Origin of the sequence: Lyngbya sp. CCAP 1446/10 (genome assembly GCF_026130175.1) — a bacterium.
GTDB lineage: Bacteria > Cyanobacteriota > Cyanobacteriia > Cyanobacteriales > Microcoleaceae > Microcoleus.
On record NZ_JAIGNI010000031.1, the window covers coordinates 38,171 to 62,358 of the forward strand.

Genomic DNA, 24,188 nt, shown 5'->3' on the forward strand with positions numbered 1-24,188 from the left:
TTTCTACTCATCGTTTGGGCTTAGATACTATCTGGATCAATGTTCAATTCGCGCAGTTTGGCGGCTAAACGTTCGGCACGCTGCGAGGCTGCTTTGGCACGCTCTCGCTCTAGTAGTCGCTCTGCATTTATTTCGGAAGGGGAAAGAAACTTTTCTCCATCAGGTTTATAAATTTCTAACCCTGATTCTGGCAGCTCAAACCGCACTCCTAGTCTCGGACTTATCCATCCCTCCATCGGTTCAATTGGTTCTAAGCTTCCTTCAATTCTTTGCCAACCTTCCAACTCATTTATTTCGGGGTCGTAAAGGTAATATTCCTCAACTCCATAGCGATTGTAAAATGAAAGTTTTTTGTGCATTTTTGTGTTGCTGTCGTTGTGGGATCGAATCTCAAAGACGACTTGAGGAGCAATATTGTCTTCGCGAGATTGTATGTAGGAACTTCGATCGCCTTTTGGTCTGCCCAATATTACCATCGTATCTGGTGCTTGAGAAATGTCATTTCTTCTCTCAACCGGATACCAGAGTAAATCGGCTGCTACAAACACGTTGGGGTTATCTTGAAATAGCGACTCGCAACCTTCTTTGATGGTGACAATTAATTTGTATTGAATTGTACTTTCGGCCATTGGTTCACCGTCGCTGGATGGATAAATGATTTCTTCGGTTGTGACTTGCATTGTGGTTGTCTCCGAGAAGTATTTATGCTTGATTATACTATTTTTTGAAGTAGGCATATCGGGTGAGGACGCGGCAGTGCTATTTGCCTGACAAGAATATTCACAATAGCGAACAGCGGCGCTTTAAAGCTGCTTGCAAAAGAATGTTGTACTGTTTTTGGTTGACAGTATATGCTCCGAATCTTTCCAAGTGGGGATTGTTCATTTGAGCGTCGAAAAGTAGATAAGATCGATCGCGCAATCTCTCCACCAACTTCACCATCGCCACCTTAGAACCTTCGGGAATGCGGTAAAACATGGATTCCCCGATAAATGCGCCACCTATAGACAATCCCAAAATACCACCCGCCAATTCGTCGCCGCACCAAGTCTCGAAGCTGTGAGCCCAACCAGCCTCATACAAACCCCAGTAAATCTGCTTGAGCTCCTTAGAAATCCACGTCGTTTCTCGATCGGCACAACCCTCAACCACCGCCCCAAAATCGCGGTTCACAGCCACCGAAAACCGATTTTGATTCAAGGCCCGACGGAGCGAGCGCGGATAGGTAAATCTCTCATCCAGCGGTATCAGCGCCCGCTGCCGGCTCGAATACCACCCCAAACTCTCCTCGCCATCATTCGCCATCAAGAAGTAGCCTTGCGCGTATCCCTGTATAATTGACGGTATATCATATTGCATATATTTATCAGTTGTCCTTTGTTCACTAACCTTTCAAAGTCAACATTAGCAATTAGGAATAATTATGTCTGAAACCATCAAACCTATTACCTTACCGCCCGCCCAAAACCCCGAACAAGAAAGCCAATGGCTGCAAGAAACACTCCTGGCATGGCTAGACTCTGAGTTTATCCCAGAAGCCGCCAACCAGCAAATAGCTAAAAGAGCCGCCCAAATCTACCTCCGCCAGCGTATGGAAGGCGAAAACGACGTGGGCAGCCTCGTAATTGCGATCGTCACCGAAATGCAGGCTTATGATTTTTCTAAAAGCTTTTACGGCGAATTTGCGATCGCCAATGCCGTCAGTGACTTATTACTCGAAAGTCTCGGCATCGATAAATGCTGCGGCCAATGAAGTAAGAAAGAGGAAGAAGGAAGAAGGAAGAAGGAAGAAGGAAGAAGGAAGAAGGAAGAAAGTCTGAAACAAAAATTGACCCTAAATATAATCTTGCCGATTATTCATAAGTTTTTCTTCATTCCTTCTTCTTTCTTCCCTCTCTCGCGACGATAACTAAACCCTTCTTTCTTCTATCCGTTAAATTCGTTACGAAATCCGTTGCCGAACTTCCTTCTTTTTACTACCAGCTAGACTTCACAACACCGGGCAAAAGACCTTCGTGAGCCATTTCTCGCATCATGTTGCGAGACAGCCCGAAATCGCGATAGTAACCTCTGGGGCGACCAGTTGCCCAGCAGCGGTTACGCAAGCGAGTGCGCGAACTGCCGCGGGGTAGCTGTTGCAGTTGGCGGTGAATGGCCATTTTGTCCATCTGATTCGCAGCTTGGTCAAACTGGTCTTTCAGGTCTTCGCGCTTGTCAGCGTACTTGTCTACGAGTCTTTGGCGCTTTTTCTCGCGCTCGACCATGCTCTTTTTAGCCATAATCTGTTTATATCCTTAGATAAATCACAATCTAGTATTTTACTATATTCTGGTCATTTGCGATCGCTTTTATTTTAATTATTTTTTTCTTAACAAGATTTTTAGCCACAGGGATCTTACCTGTCTCTGAAAATAGTGCAACATCTAACTATTAGCAGAAGGACACAAATCTGCAAGTTCGCAAATATTGCAAATCGGCTTTCTCGCATTACAAACCGCCCTACCGTGATACACCAACCGAATCGACCAATTTTCCCAATCCGGCTGCGGCAACAATAGCATCAAATCCCGCTCGATCCGAATCGGATCGGCGTGTTCGGTCAATCCCAACCGCTGACTCAAACGCTTGACGTGAGTGTCTACAGTCACGCCCAGATGAAGACCAAAAGCGTGAGCGAGAACGACATTAGCCGTTTTGCGGGCAACTCCGGGCAATTCTAGCAGCAGTTCCATTTGCTGCGGCACTTGATTATTGAATTTATTGACGATCGCCCAACAAGCAGCTTTAATATTTTTAGACTTATTCCGGTAGAAACCAGTCGATCGCACAAGACGCTCCAATTCATCCAAATCAGCATTTGCCAAAGCCACCGCATCCGGGAAGCGCTCAAACAACGCCGGCGTTACCAGATTTACTCGCTCATCCGTACACTGAGCCGAGAGAATCGTCGCCACCATCAACTGCACGGGAGTTTCGTAGTTGAGAGTGCAAGGGGCTTCTGGATACAGGCGTTTGAGGCGAATCAAAATTTCGAGCGATTTTTGTTTTAAACTTAACTTTTTAGTCATTAGTCATCAGTCATTAGTCATCAGTCATTAGTCATCGATCGAACTTAATCTTAGTCATTTACAACTGATTGGGGTCAATTCCCATGTCTCGGAGCCGAGCTTCTAAAGCCTGCGATCGCGATCGTTCTTGTTCCAGCATAGTTTCTGCCTGTTGAGTGCGCTGCCGTTCTTGTTCCGCTCTTGATTCTGCTTGTTCGGCTCTTTGCTGTTCTTGTTCGGCTCTTTGCTGTTCTTGTTCGGCTCTTGATTCTGCTTGTTCTCGAAGTTGAGCGAGCTCCACAAAACTCACAAACGGTGTTCCATCAGGCCTGAATATTTCCAGTTCAGTTTCTGATACTTGAAACCGCACTCCCATTCTTGGACTTACCCAGCCGTTGACTTGTTCGATTGGTTCTAATCGTTCCTCTCGGCGCTGCCATATAGTTAAATCTACATTTGCCGGATCGTAAAGATAATATTCTTCTATGCCGTACTGTTCGTAAAATCTCAGTTTTTGCAGCATCGGAGTCAGGCGATTTCCCCGCGACCAAATTTCAAACGCGACTTGTGGCGGAATGTTATCTTCATGCCATTGTTGGTAAGAGCCTCGATAACCTTTCGGTCTTCCAAAGGCTACCATCACATCTGGCGCTTGAGCAATTTTGTTGTTTCCTTCTACTGGATACCACAGTAAGTTTCCCGCTACAAAAACATCGGCCATGCTGGCAAATAACAGTTCTAAATTTTCTTTGATCCACACGATCAATCTAAACTGTTCAGTATTATCTGACATTGGTTCTCCGTTATCATCTGGGTAGATAACTTTTGATTTTTCGGGAGATTGCAGTTGTGTAACCATTGCTGTTTCTCCTATTTTACTGGTTGATTTATATTACTCATCAGCCATCAGTGATTTCATTCAGTTGACAGTTGACCGTTGACAGCGAACTCTACTTAGAAGGAACAGGATTGGAGTAATGAATCGTCTGATTTTAATTTCTCCGTAAAAAGGAGAGGCTTTAAACCAATCCTTTCTGATCATGACTAATGGCTGCTGACTAATCACTAATGATAACTATCAACTATCAACTGCCAACTGCCAACTGTCAACTATCAACTGGCAACTGCCAACTGTCAACTGTCAACTGTCAACTGACTACTGTCAACTGACTACTGCTGCCGGAGAGTTCGCACCAAATCAAAGCCAGCCAAATTAGCAGTATCGCGAACAATCAAGAAAATTCCCAAACCCAACAACAGCACCAAACCAGTCTGCATCACATTTTCCTGAATGCGGTTCGGCAGAGGCTTACCACGCAGTGCTTCTATTAACAAAAAAGCTAGTTGACCGCCATCCAAAGCAGGTAAAGGCAAGATATTAATCACAGCCAAATTGATGCTAATTAACACGGCAAACTGAAACAAATTCGCTGCATCCGATCGCGCAATCCCTGCACCAATGGCTACAATTGCCACGGGCCCGGACAGCTTTTCGGCAGTCTGGCTGAAATTGCTAACTAACTGCCCGAAACCTTGAAACGTCAGCACTACAATCCGCTCAAATTCAGTCGCCGCCTTGCTAAATGCTTCTACAATTCCCGCCCGCTGCCGCACGACAGTACCGTTAGAAGTTAGCTGCACGCCAATCTTACCTTTACCGTCAGGTGACAATTCAGGAGTAACTGTGACCACAAATTTCTGTTCTGCGCGCTGAATTTCCAACGCCAGGGCTTTGTTGGGATTATTTTGGATTGCTGCGACTAAAGATTTGATTGCTTCGCCGGAAGCGCCCAATTCCTTGCCATCAACGGACAGAACAATGTCGCCCGATCGAATTCCCGCTTGTTTCGCCGCCGAACTAACTTCCGCCGCCACTTCCGGGACTTTAACACCCGGTAGGTAGTTCAGGGATGCTGCACCGACGGTAGTCAATTGCACCACCAGCAGGAAATAAGCAAAAACTAAGTTGGCAATTACCCCTGCACTAATCACGATCGCCCGATCGAACACAGGGCGATTTCGCAACAAATTCGGGTCATTTGGAGGAATAGCGCTGTCTGGATCGTCATCCGGGAAACCCACGAAACCTCCCAGGGGAAAGGCGCGGATGGCGTATTCTGTTTCCGGGCCTTGATACTTCCAGAGGATGGGGCCGAAACCGATGGAGAAGCGGTTGACGTGAATGTGTTGCAGTCTCGCCGCCAAGAAGTGGCCGAGTTCGTGAACGACAATCAAGATACCTAAAACTGCGATCGCTGCCAAAACTGACATGAAGGATTCCACTAACGCTTTTACTTGACTTTGACTTATTTTAATCTGTTTTCAATATCGATGGCTGGCGATCAACAATTTTCAGTCAAACTGGAAGATGATGTTTTTTTGGGAAGTCCCGGCGTGGCGATCGACCGGACACTACCAAGCGATCGCGCGATCGTACTCGTAGGGCGGTTTTAGCGCGAAATCCTCGCATCCGGCACGCAATCTCCGAACAAAACCCACCCCGCTTTACGACAAACGAAAGTTGATCTAGCAGCGAATTTTATTCGTCGGACTTTGTTTCCTGGGTTTGCGATTGAATCACCGCACTCCAATCATCATTGTTAACTGCGGCTTCTAGATGTTGGTGTCGTTCGCCGTCAATTTTAGCGGCTGTTTCTAACTCTTTAGTAAGAGTAGAATCTGCCATTGCTTTGCGCAATTTTAGCTTCTTTTCCTCATAAGCTTGTTGCTCCGTGGCCGACATTGCCGATCGCGCTGCTTGACCTACCGTACTCGCCCACATCTCGCTGTCTACATCGTTTCCCGGCGGAATAGTGCCGAGTTCTGCTATCCAAGCATCCCGCAAACTCTCCATTTCTTCCCGCTTGGGGAATTTGAAAGTTTGCACGCGCAAAAAAGCACAATTTTCCTCGCCGTTTTGGGCGATGTGACCATTGATTGAAAGCAGGATATTTCGCGAATAACCTACATATTGAGTGTTACCGGAAGCGTCGATTACAGCGTAAACACCGGCGACTTTGGCGTTAGTTGCTAGAGCGCGCCACGTATCGATCGACATTACTTGCGTACCGTCATTTTCTACTTCCGAAATAGCCGTCGATGCGCTATGTTCTGAGTCGGAACTGTATAAAAAATTGTGCAGTCCTTCATGGGCGATAGGTACGTTTTGATGTTCAATTGCTACGTCTCCATCGGTATTCACTTGATTGACTTCCATAAAACTCATTTCCTCACAAAGGGGTAACTTAACTAATTAAATCTCTGGTATTATAAGCTCTTCTGCATTCAAATTGTATATCAAAAATTAATAAATTTTGTGGGGGGGGTGGGCTTCAAGCCCGCCCCAAATATGCAATTTAAATGCCCAACAGCTTACGTATTTAACTTGCTGCAATTTGTTGCAATTCTTCGTCAGTCAATTTAACTTCGATCGCCCCCACGGAGTCTTCAATGCTGGATAGTTTTGTCGCGCCGGGAATCGGAACGACGCAGGGGGATTTTGCCATCAACCAGGCTAATACTATACAGTAAACTGAAACGTTTTTTTCTGCGGCTAATTTGGCGATCGCGGGCATATCTTGCAAGCTGGTGGCGCGACGGCTTCCCCCCAAAGGACTCCAGGGGAAAAATGTCAGTTTTTCGGCTTCGCAATATTCCAGTACGCCGTCGGATTCCGGCTGTCTGTGCCACGGATTGTACTGATTCTGCACCGAGACAATTTCTACTGTGTCGCGGGCGCGTTTGATCTGCTCTACAGAGAAGTTGGAAACTCCGATAAATCGAATCATTCCTGCTTCTACTGCTTCTTTTGCGGGTGTTAGGGCTGCTTCGATTGTATAGGCTGGATCGGGCGAGTGGTACTGCCAAAGGTCGATCGGCTTTTGACCGCCCAAAGCTTCAAAACTTTCGCGAATTGTCTTACGCAAATGGTGGGGATTGCCGTTGCGCGTCCAGGCGCCTTGAGGGCGCATTAAGCCGCCTTTCGTGGCGACAGTAACCGCCCGAATATCTCCGGTGTACTCTTGCAAAGCTTTGGCAATCAAGTGCTCGTTGTGGTGTTTGTCGGATTGATCTTCGCAATAGGAATCTGCGGTGTCAATCAGGGTGACACCCAAATCGAGGGCGCGGTGAATTACCGCAATTGCTTGCGATTCCGGCGGCTTGCCGCTTAAGGACATTGGCATACATCCAAGACCGATCGGACTGATATTGAAATTACTGTTGCCCAGTTTTTTTGTTTTCATTCGTTTGCCCTCGTTTGCGTGGTTGATTGAGAGTTGAGATTTCAATATAAGGATATGTTGAAATTTTACTTTATTTTGAAGTATACAAGTAGATAAAAAAATATTTTGTATAGATTTGTGGAGGCGGATTTAGCCAGAATTTTTACCAACAGGCTGTCTATTGATGCAAAACCTGCTTGTAGGTCAGTTTATTTACACTTAACTAACTGGAAGCGCTGGTGTAAAAGCGGAGTGCAAATTGCCAGAAGTAGCGAGAGAAAAATAAAAGCCCGATCGCCAATATGCCCGCCCCTGCGATCCAAACGATTTCACCTCTACCCAGCATGGCTTCTGCCGGCACAGTCGTCAAGAAGGCAACGGGAACTACAAAAGTGAAGAAAAATCGATAAGCTGCGGGATAAGCTGCCATCGGAAACCTACCCGCTTCTAACAATCCTCTCAGGACTTCGGTCACGTTGTAAATCTTCACAAACCAAATGCTCGTTGCACCTAACATAAACCAGATACTGTAAAGAGTAATAGTGCCAAATAACAGCGGGATTGCTGTTAAAAAATAGTTGCCGATTTGTACTCCCAACTTGTTAGCAGCATACAGCAGCAATAGCGCGCCGAAAATTAGATCTGGGATTCCCCAAGGCGAAACTGTGTTTGCAGATAGCCAGAATTGGGAACTGATGGGTTTGAGGAGTACGAAATCGAGAGTACCTTGCTGGACTCGATCGACAATACGGTTGAGGTTAGGCGCGAGAAAGGTTGACGAAAACCCCTGCAAAATCGTAAAAATGCCGAGTACAACCAAAGCTTCCTCCCACGAATAGCCTGAAAAGCTGTAGCCAGTACGATAGAACAGCGACAGCCCGAACCAACTACCAGCCAGGTTTCCGAGGCTGCTCAGGGTCGCGAGGACAAAGTTGATGCGGTATTCGAGTTCCGCTGCGATCGCCGCACCCCAAAACAATTTCAGTACCTGCAAATATCGTCCCATATTTATCGCCATTTTTTGCTCTTCAAATACTTAAATTCTCTCCTATTGTAAAGCTGGTGTGAAGCCAACTTTTGTACGAGCTGCTTATTTGACGATAAGTTTAAGTTATTAATACAATATACTTAAGTATTATTACATAGAAAAATATTAAGTTAATTTAACAAATTTTAACTAAAGTTACATTTTTGGGGCTGAACTCAGCTTTAAGCGTATATGATGCTTTGCCAAAAACTCAGTAAACTTCATCTTTGAACACGAAATATCGCTAAATACATTAATAAAACTAATATATTACAACGCTTAACATTATAAATCTTTGAAAAACATCTAGCCATACCCAAAACCAACGCTTAGGATGGTGCTTACGTACTCGTAAGGAATACGTAAGGAGCAATGCGTAATAATACGTACAAAAATCTGTTCGATAAATCAACTTAAGTAACAACACATAAGGAAAACAAGACATGGATGCTTTAACATTATCCAGACTGGGCGTAAAACACACCCAGAGTGCAGTAGCCGAATCGCTCAGGATTAATACAGGATTCGACGTGACAAGCCCCGTCACTTTTTACGGCATTGTTAACGAACGCTGCAACGTTAAATGCCGCCAGTGCGAGTATTGGCGGCTCAAAGAATATAAAGACGAAATGACAATCGAAGATTGGCAAAATGCCCTGTTGAGCGTCAAAGAATTTGTGGGCGAATTTTCGATCAACTTTAGCGGCGGCGAACCTTATATTAAAAAAGGTTTTCTAGACTTGCTAGCTTTTGCAAACAAAAACGGCATCCACGCCGGCGTAACCACCAACGGTTATTGCATGACCAAGGAAAATGCTGCTAAAACTGTGGCGGCGCGTCCTTTTAATGTGAATATGTCCGTTGACGGGCCGAATGCAGAATTGCACGATTATTTGCGCGGTCAACCCGGATTGTTCGATAGACTATCCAAAGGAATCGGTTATCTGCGCGCCGAACAAGAAAAGCAAAATGTCCTGTTTCCGATTAACGTCAAACCAACTATCAACCGCCTCAACTTCCGCCACTTAGAGGAAATTGTCACCTGGGCGAAAGGAATTGGAGCCACAACGGTGAACTTCCAACCAGTCAACCGCTGGACACCAGAAACCTATTCGGAATTGTGGATTGAAGAAGCAGACAGGGAAGAATTTTCACAGGTGATTGAGCGCTTAATTGAGATGAAGAAAAACGGCGCGCCAATTATGAACAGCGATGAAGTATTGCGTTTGATGGTTCCTCACTTCCAAGAAGAAAAAGCTCCCGATTCAACTCGCCCTTGTCGCGTTGGACTGCGTAATTACTGGATCGATACGCGCGGCGACGTGAAATTGTGTGATGAATATCCGGTGATTGGCAATGTGAAAGAAGGCAGCGCCCGCGCGATTTGGTACGGCGAAAAAGCTCAAGAAGTTCGCCGGGATACTTTGAATTGTGGCAAGCTTTGTCTGATTACTTGTGTGTCGCAAAAGACGATTTTCGACAAGGTAAAAATGGGGATGAAGTTATTAAAAAATTGAGGTTTGAGCAGTGTTAAAATTGCTTGTGTTTATGGTGCCGGGTTTTGGTAACAAACCCGGTTTTCTGTTTGATGAATTGTATTTTGGTTCGTACTGAGGAGTTTAGTTTTATTCAAAAAATGAGGACTTGAGTCTTCACTACAAACACTTGGAGAAAATTTTCCTTGCCAGCACCAGGATACCCAGTATCAACAAGTAGCAGAACCTCAACTATAGCCTTTTTCAAAAAGATGAGATATCATGTTACTGACACTCACGAGTGAGGCGAAAATATAGCAGATCAAATGAACTATAATTACATGGTTGAGTAAAGCCTCCCCTGCGATACCAAACTTCCTAGCCTTTTTTAACTCATAGCAAGCAATGCTTGACTCACAAAACGTTTAGTTGTACCAAACATTATAAGCTGTTAGTCATTTAAATTTCTTGCCTGAACCCCTTACAGTATGGGGTATAGACCACAAATAATGCAGTTTAAATGTGGAACAGCTTACATTATTAACAATCAAAGCTTATTCGATTGATTTTCGGCCAAAAATACTTGAAATTTATCATGCAATACGGTTTACTTAAGACTGTTCAGTCTATAAAATTATGTGAAAAATATACACGCTCGTTTGCCGCGCGTGGACGTTCTCTTCGGACAAAAAAGCGTTAAGTGAACCGTATTGACAGATAAACTATCGGCAAGCTGTAGGAAAACTGCATTGCCTTTGGTCGTGTGAAGAGTAACATCAAATTCGACTGCACATCAATTGATAGGGAATCTAAGTTATGGAATTCTTGATGGTCTTCCTTCCTGTAATAGCGCTCATTCTATTTATTATCTGGTTTGTTAAATGGTTTGCTGCATGGTCTGCTAAAGTAAAGGCTTCCTTGCCAAGTTTTTCTAGAGAAGCTCGTGTCGTTACCAAGCGTCAACATCTCTTACCTGGTTGGTTATTCGGAACAATATATTATGTAACTTTTGAATTTTCCGATCGCAGCCGAGCAGAGATTTGTTTAGAGCCTCACGATTATGCTATGCTAGCCCAGGGCGATCGAGGTACACTTTCTTATAGTATTGTGCCGGGTGCCGCTCCAGGAAAACTTGATTTTCAGAGCACTGTGTTTAAGAGATTCGATCGAGATTTGACATAACCGGTCGATGTTTCACGCTTCGCCAACCTCTCAGCTTCAACATGAAACATTTCAAGTCGTGGTGTTACAGCATAAAAGCCTAAAAACCCCGTGACTTTTGTCCGGGGATGTGAGGCTGTTGCATATTTAATCTGCCTTCAGTCTTTTTAGGTTGACAGATTTAAGCGACTTGGATCGAGATGAAAATATGTTAAATTTCAGACTTCTGTGGTTGCGATTCCGGCACAGCAACTTCTACATCCGGCAGATTGACAGCAACTTCCGCAGATTCTGTAAGAGATTCTACAATCTCAATATGCTCAGGAGTGCGTTTAGAAAAGCCCCAAACAAACATCAAGGCGATAGAGGAAATTAGCAGCCACTGCGGAGGTACTAAATTTTCATTAATTACTCTTACCAACAATCGCATTCCCACGAAGCCAACTGTAATGTAGCCAGCATCTTCAAGGTGTACGAACTCGTCTAACCAGCGGATGAATAATTCCGCCATAAATCGCAGGGCGATAATTCCAATTGTGGCTCCAGTAACCACCAGCCAGATTTCGTTAGAAATTGCGATCGCAGTTGTAACGCTATCCAAAGAAAATGCTAAATCCGTCAAAGCAATCACTGGAATTGCTTTCCACAGAGACGAAAATCTGGGGCCGTGATGTTCTCCATCGGAGTCAGCATCTGAGGCAAAGTGCTGGAAAACTAGCCACAGCAGGTACAGCGCCCCCAGCAGTTCAAACTGCCAGTATTTGATTACCCAAGTCGCTGTTAAAATTAGTGCGATTCGCAGTACAAAAGCAATTATTAAACCGAGGTTGAGAGCTTGTTGCTGTAGCTTTTCATTTTCCAAACCTTTGGAAATAGATGCCAGGGCGATCGCGTTGTCAGCCGAAAGTACCGCCTCCAAGGCTACCAAAACCAACAATAATAAAAATGTGTCAACTCCCAAATTGGGCGAACCGTCGAGAAATTGCTCTAGCATTTAGTATTTTGTGCACCTAACGATTTGCAAGGGTCGAGCTCAGCGCAAATTACCGGCTCTGTCTAAAATGAGTGTCACCTTCACTTATCTTAACCTAGTGGGGTAACTTTGTCGCGGGCGATCGCTCTCAAGGAAGTTCGGCAATGAATTATCTAACGGATTTAAGGGATTTAACGGATTTACGCGATCGATGTTGAGCCTAGAAGTCAAGCGTGAAGACTTTTCCCACTCTCCCACTCCTGCACTCCCCCACTCTCCCACTCTCCCAATCCCCCACTCCCCGACGCACCAAATATATTGCAAGTTGTAACAAACCATTCCCAAAAGTGCCAATTTGTCTCAAATTGGTGAAAGCTCGTGCCCGCGAAAAGGAGTTTTCCGAATATGTCTTTAACAGATACCCAAGTCTACGTAGCGCTCGTAATTGCTTTGATTCCCGGAATCTTGGCTTTCCGGCTGTCAACTGAACTGTACAAGTAGTTTCGAGACACCAGTAGCGAACCGCAAAACGCCTGCACAAGCAGTTAAATCTCGAAATTACAGACAACTGCTGCCACCGTGGAGTAGATTGTTTGTGGTCAGCAAGATGAGACTGCAAGGGCAGGCATTTTTATTGGAAAATTCCGTCTTCATGCGTCACCCAGTCTCAAAAATTTTGGCTGTCAGCACCCTGACAAACAGGGGCGAGTGTGCGTTAAACTCAGAATTTTCGGTTTTCAGCTCAAAAACGTCAGTCTCAGGTATTTGAAAAAAGATTATGCAAGCGATTCAACCCACCGTTACTCCACTCCGTCCTGTAAAAAACCCCCCTCGGGCTACTCCTCGTCGTAGCAGCCGCCAGCGTTCCTACCCTCACCAAGCGCTCGCCGCCGAAACAGGAGTCAAGTTAGCAGTCAACATGGTACTTTCAGTCTGTGCGACTTCTGCTTTGATTCAGCTTTGGCCTCACTACCGGGCTGTGCAAGAAAAATTGCACGAAATCCAAGCTGAAGTCAATCTTACGAGCGAGCGAGTAGAGAAGTCGCGATCGGACTTTAACCGCTATTTTGACCCCAGTCAAGCTAAAAGTGTCATGCAAGAGCAAAGCAATCGAGTTGATCCCCAGCAACGTCCAGTGATTTTGCAGGAACCCCAAGCACCCGATGCCGAGGAATCCACCCCGCAGCCTTAATCGTGGGATAGCAACCTTAATCTGAAGATTGTTGTAGGATGTGTACCGCGCACACAGAAGAAAGAAGAGCGCACAAATAAGAGCGGGCGAATGGAATTCGCGCCTATACAAACAAAACCCGCCTCCGCGGGTTGAAGAAGGGACGGTTGAAATTACCTTATTCTCTTCCGTCGGCGGAGGCGGACATTGTTTGTGTAGGCGCGGTTTCCGCCGTCTTTGCCATCACGGTTTTTTCTTTCAGCAGTTGCAGTGCAGCTTGATATTGTAAGTCTTCTTCAGTGCCAATTCGATCGCGCGCAATCGACTCTAAAGGCACTACGCGATCGGGCGCAATCCCCAATTTGTTAATATCCGTGTGGTTCGGCGTCTCGTACTTAGCCACAGTCACAGCCAACCCGGAACCGTCAGACAAATCAAACAGCGACTGAATCAGTCCTTTGCCGAAAGTCTTTTCGCCCACCAGTTGAGCTCTGCCGTTATCTTGTAGCGCACCAGCCAAAATTTCGCTAGCACTGGCTGTTCCCTTGTTCACCAAAACAATTAGCGGATCGCCAGTCAAAGCTTGTCCCGAAGCCTCAAAACTGCCGAGAATGCCTTGTCTGTTGACCGTGTAGACGATCGTCCCGGAATCGAGCCACAAGCGCGCAATTTCAATCCCCGCTTGCAATAGCCCGCCTGGGTTGTTCCGCAAGTCGAGAATGTAAGCGGCGGCGCCTTGTTTTTCCAAATGGTCGATCGCGTGGGCGACTTCTTCCGTGGCGTTAGCGCTGAATTGGCTCAAGCGAATATAGCCCAGCGGTAAATTGTCCGGCCCAGACTGCAATTCGGCATAAACCGGGTGGAGTTCAATCCGATCGCGCACTAACTTAACATCCTCTGGAACGTCCCTTCCTTCGCGTCCCAAGGTCAAAGTTACAGGAGTGCCGATGCGGCCGCGCATTCGAGTGGCGGCTTCGTCTAGGCTCAATTCTGAGGTAGCAGTGCCGTCAATTTTCAAAATGCGATCGAGCGGTTGGATGCCGGCTTGATCCGCCGGTGAACCAGCTAAAGGAGCCACCACTGTCAGCGTATTTGTCTGGGGGTCGATCGCAATTTGCAGCCCAACTCCCGTCAATTCTCCCGAAGTGTTGACCTGCAAACTGCGGTACTGTTCAGGTTTCAGCAGTCGAGTGAAGGGGTCGTCCAGATTCGCCAGCATCCCCTGAATCGCCGTGTAAGTCTGCTGTCTGTCGTTCAGCGGTGCCTTAACGGCTTTTTCGCGAATCGACCACCAGTTTTTCGAGTTGAAGCTGTCATCCACATAAGAACGATTGACAATGCGCCAAGCTTCGCTCAAAAGCTGCTGTTCTGGAGTTAGCGCCGCCGCAGGCCCAGCCCACGCGCCGAGAACCAGGGCGACTTGGAGTAACAGTACAATTGCAGTTTGGAAAACTCGTCTGTGCATGATTTTTCTGTAAAAGATAGGCAAGTATTGCATTTCCTGTATTTTGAGTTTGTAGGCTTTTCAGCTTTTGCGCAGTCAAATCTCCCGGAGACATTCAGGATTTGTCAAACGTTCGCGTCAAATGTCCGCCGCGAACAAAAAATTATTTAAATGTAACATTTAATCTCAAAATCAATGAAGTTTTATCATTAATATTAATCTAACGCTGTGACTCGCTGGGTGGCTCAGACTTTGGTCTGTAGCTTGGCTTTTGGCTCTATGCCAGCTTGGGGCGGATGTTGAGCTTGCAGAAAATGGTATTTGAGGCTCGGAAAAAGCATCGCTCCGTGAAATCTGCACAGCAATTATGTTACATTTTTTATCATAGTCTGGAATTCGATCGCGCAACGCCAGCGAGTAGGGACAAGCGACCGCTTAGTTTCCAAGCACTTGCGGGCGATCGCACAATAGAGTTCCTTTCGTCAGCTCCAAATTTAAAAATAGCCTCAGGCATTTGCTAGTAAAAGCCAACTGCTCGGCGCGGGGCGACAAAAAAAACCTTGTGGCGGCTGCCCTGAACCTCAACCACAGCAATATTCTTTTAGGAATTCTGGCTCCATGTTTTCTAAACAAATCACCGAATCAAAAACCTACCAGTGGTTTGATGAACGCCTGGAAATTCAGGCGCTCGCAGACGATATCACTACAAAGTATGTACCTCCCCACGTCAACATCTTCTATTGCTTGGGTGGCATTACTCTAGTTTGTTTTCTGATCCAGTTTGCCACCGGCTTCGCCATGACTTTCTATTACCGTCCCACGGTAGCAGAAGCTTTTTCTTCAGTGCAATACCTGATGAATGAAGTTAACTTCGGCTGGCTGATCCGCTCCATCCACCGCTGGTCTGCCAGCATGATGGTACTGATGATGATTCTGCACACCTTCCGGGTTTATTTGACCGGCGGCTTCAAAAAGCCCCGCGAATTAACCTGGGTGACAGGAGTCATCTTGGCAGTCCTCACCGTTTCTTTCGGTGTAACCGGCTACTCTTTGCCTTGGGATCAAATCGGTTACTGGGCAGTTAAAATCGTTTCCGGTGTACCCGAAGCCATCCCGTTTGTCGGCTCTTTGTTGGTTGAACTGCTGCGCGGCGGTGTCAGCGTCGGTCAAGGTACTTTGACTCGTTACTACAGCTTGCACACTTTTGTCTTGCCTTGGCTGATTATCGTCTTCATGCTGGCTCACTTCTTGATGATTCGCAAGCAAGGCATCTCTGGCCCATTGTAAATTTTGAGTTGCTGGGGCGGTATTTTTTTTGCCCCCCTGCTGAATTTTGGGTTGAAAATTCAGAATTCATCTCTCATGATATTTATTACGGTCAATACTTCCTGCGATCGCGCCGCTGATTCCGACTAACGAATACAGCGGAATGCCAAGCCCAAGTAAAACTAAAAGGAGAACACTGTTACTATGTCTATTCTCAAAAAACCAGATTTGAGCGATCCAGAGCTACGCGCTAAGCTCGCTAAGGGCATGGGTCACAACTACTATGGCGAACCAGCTTGGCCTAATGACTTGCTCTACGTTTTCCCAATTGTGATCATGGGAACGATTTCTCTGTGCGTCGGCTTGGCTGTACTAGACCCGGCTATGATTGGCGAACCTGCCAATCCTTTTGCTACACCGCTGGAAATTCTGCCCGAATGGTATTTGTGGCCTGTGTTCCAACTCCTGCGCGTTTTGCCTAACAAATTGTTGGGAATTGCTTGCATGGCTGGTGTTCCTCTGGGCTTGATTTTGATTCCGTTCATCGAGAATGTTAACAAGTTCCAAAATCCGTTCCGCCGCCCTGTTGCTACTACAGTCTTCCTGTTGGGAACTGCCATAACTCTGTGGTTGGGTATTGGTGCTGTTTTCCCGATCGACAAATCTTTCACCCTGGGTCTGTTCTAAGATTCACGGTTGCTTAAATTTGACGCCCGTGGGTTTCCTGTAAAGTGCTTTTGTACTACCCGGAAACTTTAACGGGCGTCATTTTATTTGAGATTTGAGATTTGGACTAAAGTACGAAATATAGCTTTTATCAGAAAGATGTGGTACGCTTCCGGCATAGGGGATATGGCATGAGGCTCTCCTCACTTTTTTGAGAACCGTTATACCATGATTAAAGTAATTTTTTAAGTAGAATTTCTACTAAATTAGATGCTCTTACCCTGCTGTCCCCCAAGAGCGAACTATGCAACAATCGCTCTTGGGGAACAGCACTACAACTGTAAAACTGAGATGCTTTCTATGAAGACTTCCATTCTTCATTACAAACAAATTTGATGGCGGGTGTGCGATCGGAGATAATATAACTAATGACCGATGACTAATGACTGATGACTGATGACTCAAACTATTGTCGTTAAAATAGGAACTTCGACGCTGACTCGATCGACTACCGGGAACTTAGCTCTCTCAACTATTGCTGCATTAGTCGAAATCTTAGCCGATTTGCGGCAGCAAGGACATCGAGTAGTCTTGGTTTCTTCGGGTGCGGTGGGGGTGGGCTGCGCGCGCTTGGGCTTGACGGAACGCCCGCGAAATATCGCTCTGAAGCAGGCTGTGGCCGCCGTGGGGCAAGGGCGGCTGATGCGCGTGTATGATGACTTGTTCACTACTCTACAACAGCCGATCGCCCAAGTATTGCTCACCAGGGGCGATTTAGTGCAGCGCAACGGGTATGTTAACGCTTACAATACCTTTCAACAACTGCTCAGGTTGGGCGTAATTCCGATCGTCAATGAGAACGATACTGTAGCGGTAGACGAGCTCAAATTTGGCGATAACGACACGCTTTCGGCGCTAGTAGGGAGTTTGGTAGAAGCAGATTGGTTGTTTTTGCTCACGGATGTCGATCGGCTGTATTCCGCCGATCCGCGCAGCAATCCCGACGCGCAGCCGATCGCCCTAGTAGAAAGTATGGCACAACTCACAGAATTAGACGTGCAAACAGGAGATTCCCGCAGCGGTTGGGGAACCGGCGGAATGGTAACAAAAATTGAAGCAGCGAGAATAGCCACAGCATCGGGAGTGCGGACAGTCATCACTAACGGCTGCTTTCCTGGTAATATCGAGAAAATACTTAACGGAGAGTCCATCGGCACTCAATTCGAGCCACAACCGCGCCCTGTAAATGCTAGAAAACACTGGATAGCTAACGTGCTAATTCCAGCCGGAAAACTGTATTTAGATGCCGGTGCTGTCAACGCAATTTCCCACGGCGGAAAATCGCTGTTAGCTGCGGGAATTTCTCAAGTAGAAGGAGAATTTCAAGCTGATGATTCCGTGCAGTTGTGCGACGGATCAGGCAAGCAAATTGCTAGAGGACTTGTGAATTATAGCAGCTTAGAATTGAGACAAATCCAGGGCTGTAAATCCGATAAAATTGCTGAAATCTTAGGCTATGCCGGCGTAGAAACGGCGGTACATCGAGATAATTTAGTGATTGTTTAATCATTAAGCCGTTATACATTATAATGTACAATTCTGCTTATTGAAACTCTTGTGGGGTGTGCTTATAGCCCAAAATATAAATACAGAATAGCTTAACAAACATCCAAACAGTCAAAAGCGCGATCGATCGCAGAAATTGACGATACTTGCAGCATAGTATTGCAAGAATTTGTGGTGCTGTGTCCGAACAACTCATTCATCGCTTCTGTAAACAGTTCAAATACATTTTGTGCTAATTCTAAAGCTGCTTGGCGTTCGGAATCAGTAAGTTCTATTTCTGCTAAAAGTTGCAGCATCTCCGGTGTATTTAAAATGTGATGATTTTCCAAATTTACATAACCTCCTCCCAAATAAATATATTCTTTTTTCGTAATTTGCTGTAATTCCATTACCACTTCTAGCACCGCCTCACAAAAAACTGTGGCGCTTCCTTCCAAGGCTTCGGCTAACACCAGTTTCTGAATGGGAGAGGCTTTCCAAGCGTAACATTCGAGAACTGAACACAGCGATCGAGTTTTTTGAGTTTCTTCACCCCAAAGCATCCTGAAGTCGCCGTAACTCATTAATTTGTTCAAGCCCAATGTTTCTAGATGTTGCAGATATCCCTGCCAGTAGTAGTTTTCTTTGTAAGTATATTTGTTAATCAGTTCCTGAACCTTGTGATTGCTAGAAGATTCTCGGAGGACGTACTTGTTTAAGTCGCTCAAGCCCATAGCCAAAGGATCGAGTACAGGTGCAAAAATTAGTCGTTGATTCGGGTGAATCTGTTGATTGGCGAGGAATTCAAATAACGGCAAATTTGTAAACTCATGTTTTTTTTGTGCAATGAATGCTAGAATCGTTTCCATAGATTTTTTGCCTAAGTAGCTGCTATCAAGATAATCTCTCAACATAATGTTGATGCTCCGTTAATTATCTATGTTGTTGAGATTAAATAAGTGTGTTTACGATCATACATATTTGTATTTTAAATCATAGCTAAGCGTGTTTGTGGTCACAGGAAATTGTGATTTGCATCAGATTTGGTAAATTACAAGATCAGGACTTGCGCAAAAAATGGTTTGACGCGCTGCAAGATCAAAGTTATGCGTAAGTTATATATTGTCTCTCTTCGGACACTTCTGTGTAAAATAACAATTTCTAATTTTCATAATTGCCTTTAGGTGCATTGTGAGTTACTCTGTCTTTTGGCTCAGTTAAGAAAATAATAGGAGTTAATCTTGGAACGGACTTTTTTAGCGATTAAGCCAGACGGCGTACAGCGCGGACTCGTCGGCGAAATTATCGGTCGTTTTGAAGCCAAAGGCTTCACGCTAGTTGGGATGAAGCTAATCACGGCGAGTCGCGAACTAGCCGAACAGCATTACGGCGTACACAAAGAAAGACCGTTTTTTGCGGGACTGGTAGACTTCATCACTTCCGGGCCGATGGTGGCGATGGTGTGGGAAGGCGACGGCGTTGTGGCCTCGGCGAGAAAAATGATTGGCGCCACAAATCCTCTGAATTCAGAACCTGGGACAATTCGCGGCGATTTGGCTGTGAATGTTGGTCGCAATATCATTCACGGTTCTGATGCTGTGGAAACTGCGAAGCAAGAAATTAGTCTCTGGTTTAAAGCTGAAGAATTGAGTGATTGGACTCCTTGTTTGACTCCTTGGATTGTGGAGTAGTTTTGATATTCTCCCGATTGTTAATCGGGAGATATAGCCTTTTTCAAAAAGGTGAGGTACGACTGGGCATAGGGCATGGGGCATAGGGCATAGGGCATAGGGCATAGGGCATAGGGCATAGGGCATAGGGCATAGGACATACCTCACTTTTTTGAGAACCGCTATATGTCTGGTAATTGGTAATTGGTAATGGAAAAAAAGGTAATTAGGAAAAAGGTAATTGATAGTTCCTCTAAGCTTTCTGAGGTTTCTTTTATGTAAAGATGCTCGGTACTGTGGTTCTCCCTGGCGATCCAGAATTTGGCATACCTCATCTTTATGAGAACCGCTATATACGCGGCAGGCATTTTTTCCAAATTAATATGGCTGAGACAGGCAGCAGAATAGTCTAGGTACTTCCCTGCTTTTAAAAGGTTTGAAACACTTGGAAATATTAAGTTTCGCGATTGTTCCACCCACCTCACCGCGAAAGAGACGGCTTTTTAGACTGGCTTGCTGCTCGCGATACTACGCCTGTGATGATTATCTTGACTCAACATTTCACCCATTTTGATAATTTAATTGAGGTGGATGGGCAGACTGTTCGGCTGTTGGAATTGCCAGATAATTTAATATTTACTCCAACTTCTGGCAATGGGTTTAACGGTGGATTAAGTGGCTCAGGCGCTGTCGCTGTGGGTGGCAGATGTGGAGAGATTGGGTAAAGGGCGATCGCACCCAGATACAACAGAATCGGGAGTATAATCATCGAGTAATCATGTAGTCTTCCGAGTGCGTCCGCCAAATCGACGGACATGGGGAGAAAATCTAGATTTGAGCATTTGGATAACCTGCATCACAGGGGATTTAAGCCCTCACCTTTAGGTAGATTGTTTTTAGGCTGGGGCTTAAATTCCCTGCCTAAAAACTTCGCTGTCAACTGTCAACTGTCAACTGTTAAGGGCTTTGAGGCGATCGCAAGCAGTGATTTGACTTGCATCAACTCCAAAAGCTCCTGTCTCAATGTCGATCGCCACAATCTTACCACGATCGCCTGTCTCGACTTGAGGTCGGACTTGAGATTCATAATATCTCATCGCCCGGTGCACGCAAATTCCTCTTTGTTGTAGCGAGGTTGTCGGACTATCATCGTTTTGACCTCGTTCATTGCTCTTTTATTTTAACCTGGGCGCTCGCACCAAAAATAGCTATGATTGATCGCCCACGTGTTATCCTGTAGCAGTAGCTCCGTATTTTCAAAATTAGAGCGTCATGACAACAGCAGTCTCGATAGACATTGGTACACTGATCGCACGCACCCCCGGACTGCACGGTGGATGTCCTCACATCGTCGGCAAAGGTGTCACGGTTCGGCGAATTGTAACTTGGTACAAACGCGGGCTTAACGCTGAAGAAATTTGCGATCGTATCGGACATCTCACCCTCGCCGAAGTCTACGCCGCACTCACATACTACCATGCCAATACCGCAGAAATAGAGACCGATTTGCTCCATCAAGAATCAGAGGCTAAGCGTTTAGAATATCTGCACAGCAAGTCGAATCAAAAAGCATGACTGAAATTAGGCTTTACTTAGATGAAGACTCCCAAGATCAGTCCCTACTACGGGCGCGAGCACGTCAAGTTGATGTCACAACCGTCAACGAAACTCAAACAGAAGGGGTAATAGACGAAGAACAACTTCGGTTAGCTGCAACTCAAAGTAGAGTCTTGTACAGTCACAATATCGGAGACTTTTGCCAGTTACATAGTGAATTCCTTGCGAGAGAAGAATCTCATGCTGGCATTGCGCTGCTGTCACAAGACTATTCCGTCGGTGAGCAAGTTCGAGCTATTCTGGAACTAACTGCTAATAAAACAGCAGAGGAAATGGTGAACCTGTTAGAGTTTTTGGGTAAATATTTGAAAAATGGCTAGTGTAAGTCTCAGCCGATATTGATCTACACAAATCGATCGCACAACCGCTATCTTCTAACAGTAGCTTAGTCTTTGGAAAAGGCGATCGCCATAACAACAGCAGTCCAAAAATAGAACCACTGTTTCCCCTAAAAACATCCTAAAATCCATCACAACAACCCGCGATAGCGAATAAAAATCAACACCACAGCCCACGAACCCAAAGCAACCTTTATCGCCACTAAAATATTCAGCAAAGGCACTACACCACCGCTAACTAATGCCCCAAACTCTCCGTGCGGCAACTCGTAGCCAGACAAAGTAATCGCCGACAACACCACAAAAACCAGTACCGAAATCTTCTCCCATATCGCCGCGTGCGATCGCTCATAAATCCGCTGCATCCACTCGGATGACGAAGTAATCGCCACCAAACCGATCGCAGTCCCCCCCGCGACACCCGCCGCAAAACCGCCCCCCGGAGTCAAATGCCCCCGCAGTGACAATTCAATACTCACCAAAGCCGCAATAGTTGCTCCTAAACGAGCTAAAACAATTGAAGGTTGATCCGTAAACTGATAAATTGTGCAGGATGGTCTTTCCGTGGCTAACAGAAAATTAGCGCCCATAATGGCGATCGTAAATACCACCACTTCAAAAATCGTGTCATACAGGCGATTTCGGAAAATAATCGCCGATACTGCATTTGGAATCCCACTATCTTTGACAATCAATTCTACTATTGCCAAACCTGATAAACCTGACGCAGGATTCGCAAACAACAGCATTTTAATGTAAAGCAATATCCCCGCTGCAATGTAAACCCATTTCATTGATAATCCTCCCCTGAACCTGAAGCAATTTTATAATCTAGACTGGTATTTATTGATGAAATTTCAGGCTGCATGATGTCATATAGCCGTTGGATTCTAGTCACAGTTTGATAATGTTTTGTTTCTGCATTACCTGCTGCATCACTATCTAGCACAGGCACACAACTTGCATGAATTTCTTTCTCCATCAAGGCGCGGTGTAAAGCCTGGGGAGTTGTGAAAGGTACTACCTCAATACGGAGATAATACTTGTTAAAAATTCTGCGAAAATCATTCATCAATGAGTTAAAATCGCGGGGACTCTCTACCGTCAACTCTACCTTTAAAACATCACCCTCCGACTCGACTTTCTCCTCTTCCAACACGCCCAAACGCATCACCAAGGACGATCGCACTGCCACCGCATACAGGGTTATTGCCAGCATTGTACCCATCAATGCTTCCGTCAAGGCCACATCCGCCGCCCCAAACACTGAATATACCAATGCTGCGATCGCACCTAATATGCCGCGAATGACTAGGGCATGGTAGGGATTCACCTGAACTACTACCATACAAGCAGCCAAGGGCAACAGCGCAGTTAAGATATAGATATAGCTATCATCATTCATAATGTCTCTGTTGGAAACTCCTTCTGATTTTCTGCCTCTTCACTCGAACAGTGTGCAAACACATATCCCAGCATTGTATTCCAGATTGCTAAGGAAATAATTGCTAAAGTTAGCAGCGGCCATCTACTAGGTATTTTGATCAGCAGCCCGATCACTATTAGCATGGAACCCAAGGTATCCGCAACCGAAAGACTGTGTAACTTAAATAATACCGATCGCTTGCCGAGTAGGTGAGAAGTTCCCCAAAACCAGAAGAATACTCCTACAACCATCAAGAAATAACTCAAAACATCAATAATCATAGGTCGTCCAGTCGTTTTATGATATGTGCCAACAGCATTAATCCCGCATTTCCTACGGTGAGGATAATCGCCCCCACAGCGCCAATCATCCAATCATCGCGCAAGACAGATATGAACAAAGTCATAATTCCTGCCTTTGTGGAAATACTGGCCAATGCCAACATTTTCTGCCAAACATCATCATCCGTCAATGCCTCGTACATGGGGATTAGCATCGCTGCAATCATCGCAATTAAGAGCCAATTCATGATTTTTTAATCGGGAAAATCCGGTGAACTTCGTAGCAGCCTTCTTCGTTGTATTTCACCACAATTGTTTTGGGTGTAAAGGTGATTAGAAATACATCCAGAAATATCATGATCGGCGATCGTTTCATTTTTGCCTGTTCCAAAATCATGTCTTCTCCGTTATGGGGACGAATGATAATTTCAAAAGCCTCAATGTATGCTACTGGAATCGCAATCAGGATTTTTTTGAGCATACTTAGCCAATCCTTTATCCGTTCCGGGGATGTATAGCCGCGGGGGAGGAGAAATGCGATCGCTATACCAATGATGATATTTGGCACAGTGAAATCGGCTGTCAACAAAAACCAAATTGTCAATCGTAATATCAAACTTCCAATCATCTTTTTTCTTTTTTAAACTTCTTGCATAAATATTTCATTGCTGCAACAACCGCAGATATCAGGCAGATAAACGGAGACAATTACAAGATAGTTTCTAGTTTTACCAGAAAGAATTGGTTTAAAGCCTCTCTCTTTTAGGGAGCAAATAAAATCAGACAATTCATTACTCCAATCCTCTTCCTTCTTTTGTCAACTGTCAACTGTCAACTGTCAACTGAACAGATGTTTCT

The 24,188-nt window shown here is 45.3% G+C and carries 32 protein-coding genes; 13 read left to right on the forward strand and 19 right to left on the reverse strand.

Annotated features, from left to right (window positions below; genetic code table 11):
- Positions 1-20: 20 nt before the first annotated feature.
- A complete protein-coding gene (locus K4039_RS14525) occupies positions 21-680 on the reverse strand; it encodes a Uma2 family endonuclease (RefSeq protein ID WP_265235904.1) in 660 nt (219 codons plus the stop codon).
- A gap of 100 nt (positions 681-780) precedes the next feature.
- On the reverse strand, positions 781-1,359 hold the full coding sequence (aat, locus tag K4039_RS14530; protein ID WP_265235906.1) for a leucyl/phenylalanyl-tRNA--protein transferase: 579 nt from the start codon (positions 1,357-1,359) through the stop codon (positions 781-783).
- Between the two features lie 64 nt (positions 1,360-1,423).
- Here aat and K4039_RS14535 point away from each other — a divergent pair, with 64 nt between their 5' ends.
- Positions 1,424-1,753, forward strand: coding sequence for a hypothetical protein (locus K4039_RS14535; protein ID WP_265235908.1), 330 nt, complete (start codon positions 1,424-1,426; stop codon positions 1,751-1,753).
- Between the two features lie 223 nt (positions 1,754-1,976).
- Here K4039_RS14535 and rpsN read toward each other — a convergent pair whose 3' ends face one another.
- From rpsN to rseP, 4 genes are all read right to left on the reverse strand, one after another.
- On the reverse strand, positions 1,977-2,279 hold the full coding sequence (gene rpsN / locus K4039_RS14540; RefSeq protein ID WP_265235916.1) for a 30S ribosomal protein S14: 303 nt from the start codon (positions 2,277-2,279) through the stop codon (positions 1,977-1,979).
- 144 nt (positions 2,280-2,423) lie between these two features.
- Positions 2,424-3,068, reverse strand: a complete 645-nt coding sequence (gene nth / locus K4039_RS14545) for an endonuclease III (protein WP_265235918.1) — start codon at positions 3,066-3,068, stop codon at positions 2,424-2,426.
- Positions 3,069-3,126: 58 nt separating this feature from the next.
- Positions 3,127-3,906 (reverse strand): Uma2 family endonuclease, encoded by a 780-nt coding sequence (locus K4039_RS14550; protein ID WP_265235920.1) that lies wholly within the window; start codon positions 3,904-3,906, stop codon positions 3,127-3,129.
- A 311-nt stretch (positions 3,907-4,217) separates the two neighbouring features.
- A complete protein-coding gene (rseP, locus tag K4039_RS14555; protein WP_265235922.1) occupies positions 4,218-5,318 on the reverse strand; it encodes an RIP metalloprotease RseP in 1,101 nt (366 codons plus the stop codon).
- Between the two features lie 60 nt (positions 5,319-5,378).
- On the opposite strand from rseP, the gene K4039_RS14560 reads away from it, so the two are divergent.
- Positions 5,379-5,501: a hypothetical protein gene (locus tag K4039_RS14560; protein ID WP_265235924.1), complete on the forward strand. Its 123-nt coding sequence runs from the start codon at positions 5,379-5,381 to the stop codon at positions 5,499-5,501.
- 85 nt (positions 5,502-5,586) lie between these two features.
- On the opposite strand, the gene K4039_RS14565 is transcribed toward K4039_RS14560, so the two are convergent.
- The 3 genes from K4039_RS14565 to K4039_RS14575 form a co-directional block, all read right to left on the reverse strand.
- A complete protein-coding gene (locus K4039_RS14565; protein ID WP_265235926.1) occupies positions 5,587-6,264 on the reverse strand; it encodes a GIY-YIG nuclease family protein in 678 nt (225 codons plus the stop codon).
- Between the two features lie 163 nt (positions 6,265-6,427).
- The gene (locus K4039_RS14570; protein WP_265235928.1) at positions 6,428-7,291 is read right to left on the reverse strand and encodes an aldo/keto reductase; all 864 of its coding nucleotides are present in this window, start codon (positions 7,289-7,291) and stop codon (positions 6,428-6,430) included.
- 202 nt (positions 7,292-7,493) lie between these two features.
- Entirely contained in the window at positions 7,494-8,276 is a 783-nt protein-coding gene (locus K4039_RS14575; protein ID WP_265236042.1) for an ABC transporter permease, read from the reverse strand.
- Positions 8,277-8,740: 464 nt separating this feature from the next.
- On the opposite strand from K4039_RS14575, the gene K4039_RS14580 reads away from it, so the two are divergent.
- Positions 8,741-9,814: a radical SAM protein gene (locus tag K4039_RS14580; protein WP_265235930.1), complete on the forward strand. Its 1,074-nt coding sequence runs from the start codon at positions 8,741-8,743 to the stop codon at positions 9,812-9,814.
- A 774-nt stretch (positions 9,815-10,588) separates the two neighbouring features.
- Positions 10,589-10,954, forward strand: coding sequence for a DUF2500 domain-containing protein (locus K4039_RS14585; protein ID WP_265235932.1), 366 nt, complete (start codon positions 10,589-10,591; stop codon positions 10,952-10,954).
- Between the two features lie 190 nt (positions 10,955-11,144).
- Here K4039_RS14585 and K4039_RS14590 read toward each other — a convergent pair whose 3' ends face one another.
- On the reverse strand, positions 11,145-11,927 hold the full coding sequence (locus tag K4039_RS14590) for a TerC family protein (RefSeq protein ID WP_265235934.1): 783 nt from the start codon (positions 11,925-11,927) through the stop codon (positions 11,145-11,147).
- 84 nt (positions 11,928-12,011) lie between these two features.
- Positions 12,012-12,245, reverse strand: coding sequence for a hypothetical protein (locus K4039_RS14595; protein ID WP_265235935.1), 234 nt, complete (start codon positions 12,243-12,245; stop codon positions 12,012-12,014).
- Positions 12,246-12,311: 66 nt separating this feature from the next.
- Here K4039_RS14595 and psaM point away from each other — a divergent pair, with 66 nt between their 5' ends.
- Positions 12,312-12,407 carry a photosystem I reaction center subunit XII gene (psaM, locus tag K4039_RS14600; protein WP_015174804.1) on the forward strand — a complete coding sequence of 32 codons (96 nt, stop codon included), beginning with the start codon at positions 12,312-12,314 and terminating at the stop codon, positions 12,405-12,407.
- A 277-nt stretch (positions 12,408-12,684) separates the two neighbouring features.
- On the forward strand, positions 12,685-13,098 hold the full coding sequence (locus K4039_RS14605) for a hypothetical protein (protein ID WP_265235955.1): 414 nt from the start codon (positions 12,685-12,687) through the stop codon (positions 13,096-13,098).
- A 157-nt stretch (positions 13,099-13,255) separates the two neighbouring features.
- On the opposite strand, the gene ctpA is transcribed toward K4039_RS14605, so the two are convergent.
- Positions 13,256-14,542 carry a carboxyl-terminal processing protease CtpA gene (gene ctpA / locus K4039_RS14610; protein WP_265235957.1) on the reverse strand — a complete coding sequence of 429 codons (1,287 nt, stop codon included), beginning with the start codon at positions 14,540-14,542 and terminating at the stop codon, positions 13,256-13,258.
- Between the two features lie 597 nt (positions 14,543-15,139).
- On the opposite strand from ctpA, the gene petB reads away from it, so the two are divergent.
- From petB to proB, 3 genes are all read left to right on the forward strand, one after another.
- Complete coding sequence (gene petB, locus K4039_RS14615; RefSeq protein ID WP_265235959.1) at positions 15,140-15,808, forward strand: cytochrome b6; 669 nt, start codon at positions 15,140-15,142, stop codon at positions 15,806-15,808.
- Positions 15,809-15,991: 183 nt separating this feature from the next.
- A complete protein-coding gene (gene petD, locus K4039_RS14620) occupies positions 15,992-16,474 on the forward strand; it encodes a cytochrome b6-f complex subunit IV (protein WP_265235961.1) in 483 nt (160 codons plus the stop codon).
- A 435-nt stretch (positions 16,475-16,909) separates the two neighbouring features.
- Positions 16,910-18,019: a glutamate 5-kinase gene (proB, locus tag K4039_RS14625; protein WP_265235963.1), complete on the forward strand. Its 1,110-nt coding sequence runs from the start codon at positions 16,910-16,912 to the stop codon at positions 18,017-18,019.
- A gap of 92 nt (positions 18,020-18,111) precedes the next feature.
- On the opposite strand, the gene K4039_RS14630 is transcribed toward proB, so the two are convergent.
- Positions 18,112-18,867, reverse strand: coding sequence for a hypothetical protein (locus K4039_RS14630; RefSeq protein ID WP_265235964.1), 756 nt, complete (start codon positions 18,865-18,867; stop codon positions 18,112-18,114).
- Positions 18,868-19,239: 372 nt separating this feature from the next.
- On the opposite strand from K4039_RS14630, the gene ndk reads away from it, so the two are divergent.
- Together ndk and K4039_RS14640 are read left to right on the forward strand one after the other, a co-directional pair.
- Positions 19,240-19,689: a nucleoside-diphosphate kinase gene (ndk, locus tag K4039_RS14635; protein ID WP_265235966.1), complete on the forward strand. Its 450-nt coding sequence runs from the start codon at positions 19,240-19,242 to the stop codon at positions 19,687-19,689.
- Between the two features lie 446 nt (positions 19,690-20,135).
- Positions 20,136-20,393, forward strand: a complete 258-nt coding sequence (locus K4039_RS14640; protein WP_265235968.1) for a hypothetical protein — start codon at positions 20,136-20,138, stop codon at positions 20,391-20,393.
- Between the two features lie 225 nt (positions 20,394-20,618).
- Here the strand turns inward: K4039_RS14640 and K4039_RS14645 are convergent, their stop codons facing one another.
- The gene (locus K4039_RS14645) at positions 20,619-20,765 is read right to left on the reverse strand and encodes a hypothetical protein (protein ID WP_265235970.1); all 147 of its coding nucleotides are present in this window, start codon (positions 20,763-20,765) and stop codon (positions 20,619-20,621) included.
- A gap of 175 nt (positions 20,766-20,940) precedes the next feature.
- Between K4039_RS14645 and K4039_RS14650 the strand changes: the two genes are divergently transcribed.
- Both K4039_RS14650 and K4039_RS14655 read left to right on the forward strand, forming a co-directional pair.
- Positions 20,941-21,243, forward strand: coding sequence for a DUF433 domain-containing protein (locus tag K4039_RS14650; RefSeq protein ID WP_265235972.1), 303 nt, complete (start codon positions 20,941-20,943; stop codon positions 21,241-21,243).
- Positions 21,240-21,605 (forward strand): DUF5615 family PIN-like protein, encoded by a 366-nt coding sequence (locus K4039_RS14655; RefSeq protein ID WP_265235974.1) that lies wholly within the window; start codon positions 21,240-21,242, stop codon positions 21,603-21,605. Before K4039_RS14650 ends, K4039_RS14655 begins: the two co-directional genes overlap by 4 nt.
- A gap of 149 nt (positions 21,606-21,754) precedes the next feature.
- On the opposite strand, the gene K4039_RS14660 is transcribed toward K4039_RS14655, so the two are convergent.
- Genes K4039_RS14660 through K4039_RS14680 form a run of 5 tightly spaced genes read right to left on the reverse strand, consistent with a single transcriptional unit; the run spans position 21,755 to position 23,958 of the window.
- The gene (locus K4039_RS14660) at positions 21,755-22,417 is read right to left on the reverse strand and encodes a Na(+)/H(+) antiporter subunit B (RefSeq protein ID WP_265235976.1); all 663 of its coding nucleotides are present in this window, start codon (positions 22,415-22,417) and stop codon (positions 21,755-21,757) included.
- The gene (locus K4039_RS14665; protein WP_265235978.1) at positions 22,414-23,028 is read right to left on the reverse strand and encodes a DUF4040 domain-containing protein; all 615 of its coding nucleotides are present in this window, start codon (positions 23,026-23,028) and stop codon (positions 22,414-22,416) included. The genes K4039_RS14660 and K4039_RS14665 overlap by 4 nt, the downstream gene beginning before the upstream one ends.
- Complete coding sequence (locus K4039_RS14670; RefSeq protein ID WP_375339807.1) at positions 23,025-23,330, reverse strand: monovalent cation/H(+) antiporter subunit G; 306 nt, start codon at positions 23,328-23,330, stop codon at positions 23,025-23,027. Before K4039_RS14670 ends, K4039_RS14665 begins: the two co-directional genes overlap by 4 nt.
- On the reverse strand, positions 23,327-23,578 hold the full coding sequence (locus K4039_RS14675; RefSeq protein WP_265235980.1) for a hypothetical protein: 252 nt from the start codon (positions 23,576-23,578) through the stop codon (positions 23,327-23,329). Before K4039_RS14675 ends, K4039_RS14670 begins: the two co-directional genes overlap by 4 nt.
- Positions 23,575-23,958 (reverse strand): Na+/H+ antiporter subunit E, encoded by a 384-nt coding sequence (locus K4039_RS14680; RefSeq protein WP_265235982.1) that lies wholly within the window; start codon positions 23,956-23,958, stop codon positions 23,575-23,577. The genes K4039_RS14675 and K4039_RS14680 overlap by 4 nt, the downstream gene beginning before the upstream one ends.
- Between the last annotated feature and the right edge of the window lie 230 nt (positions 23,959-24,188).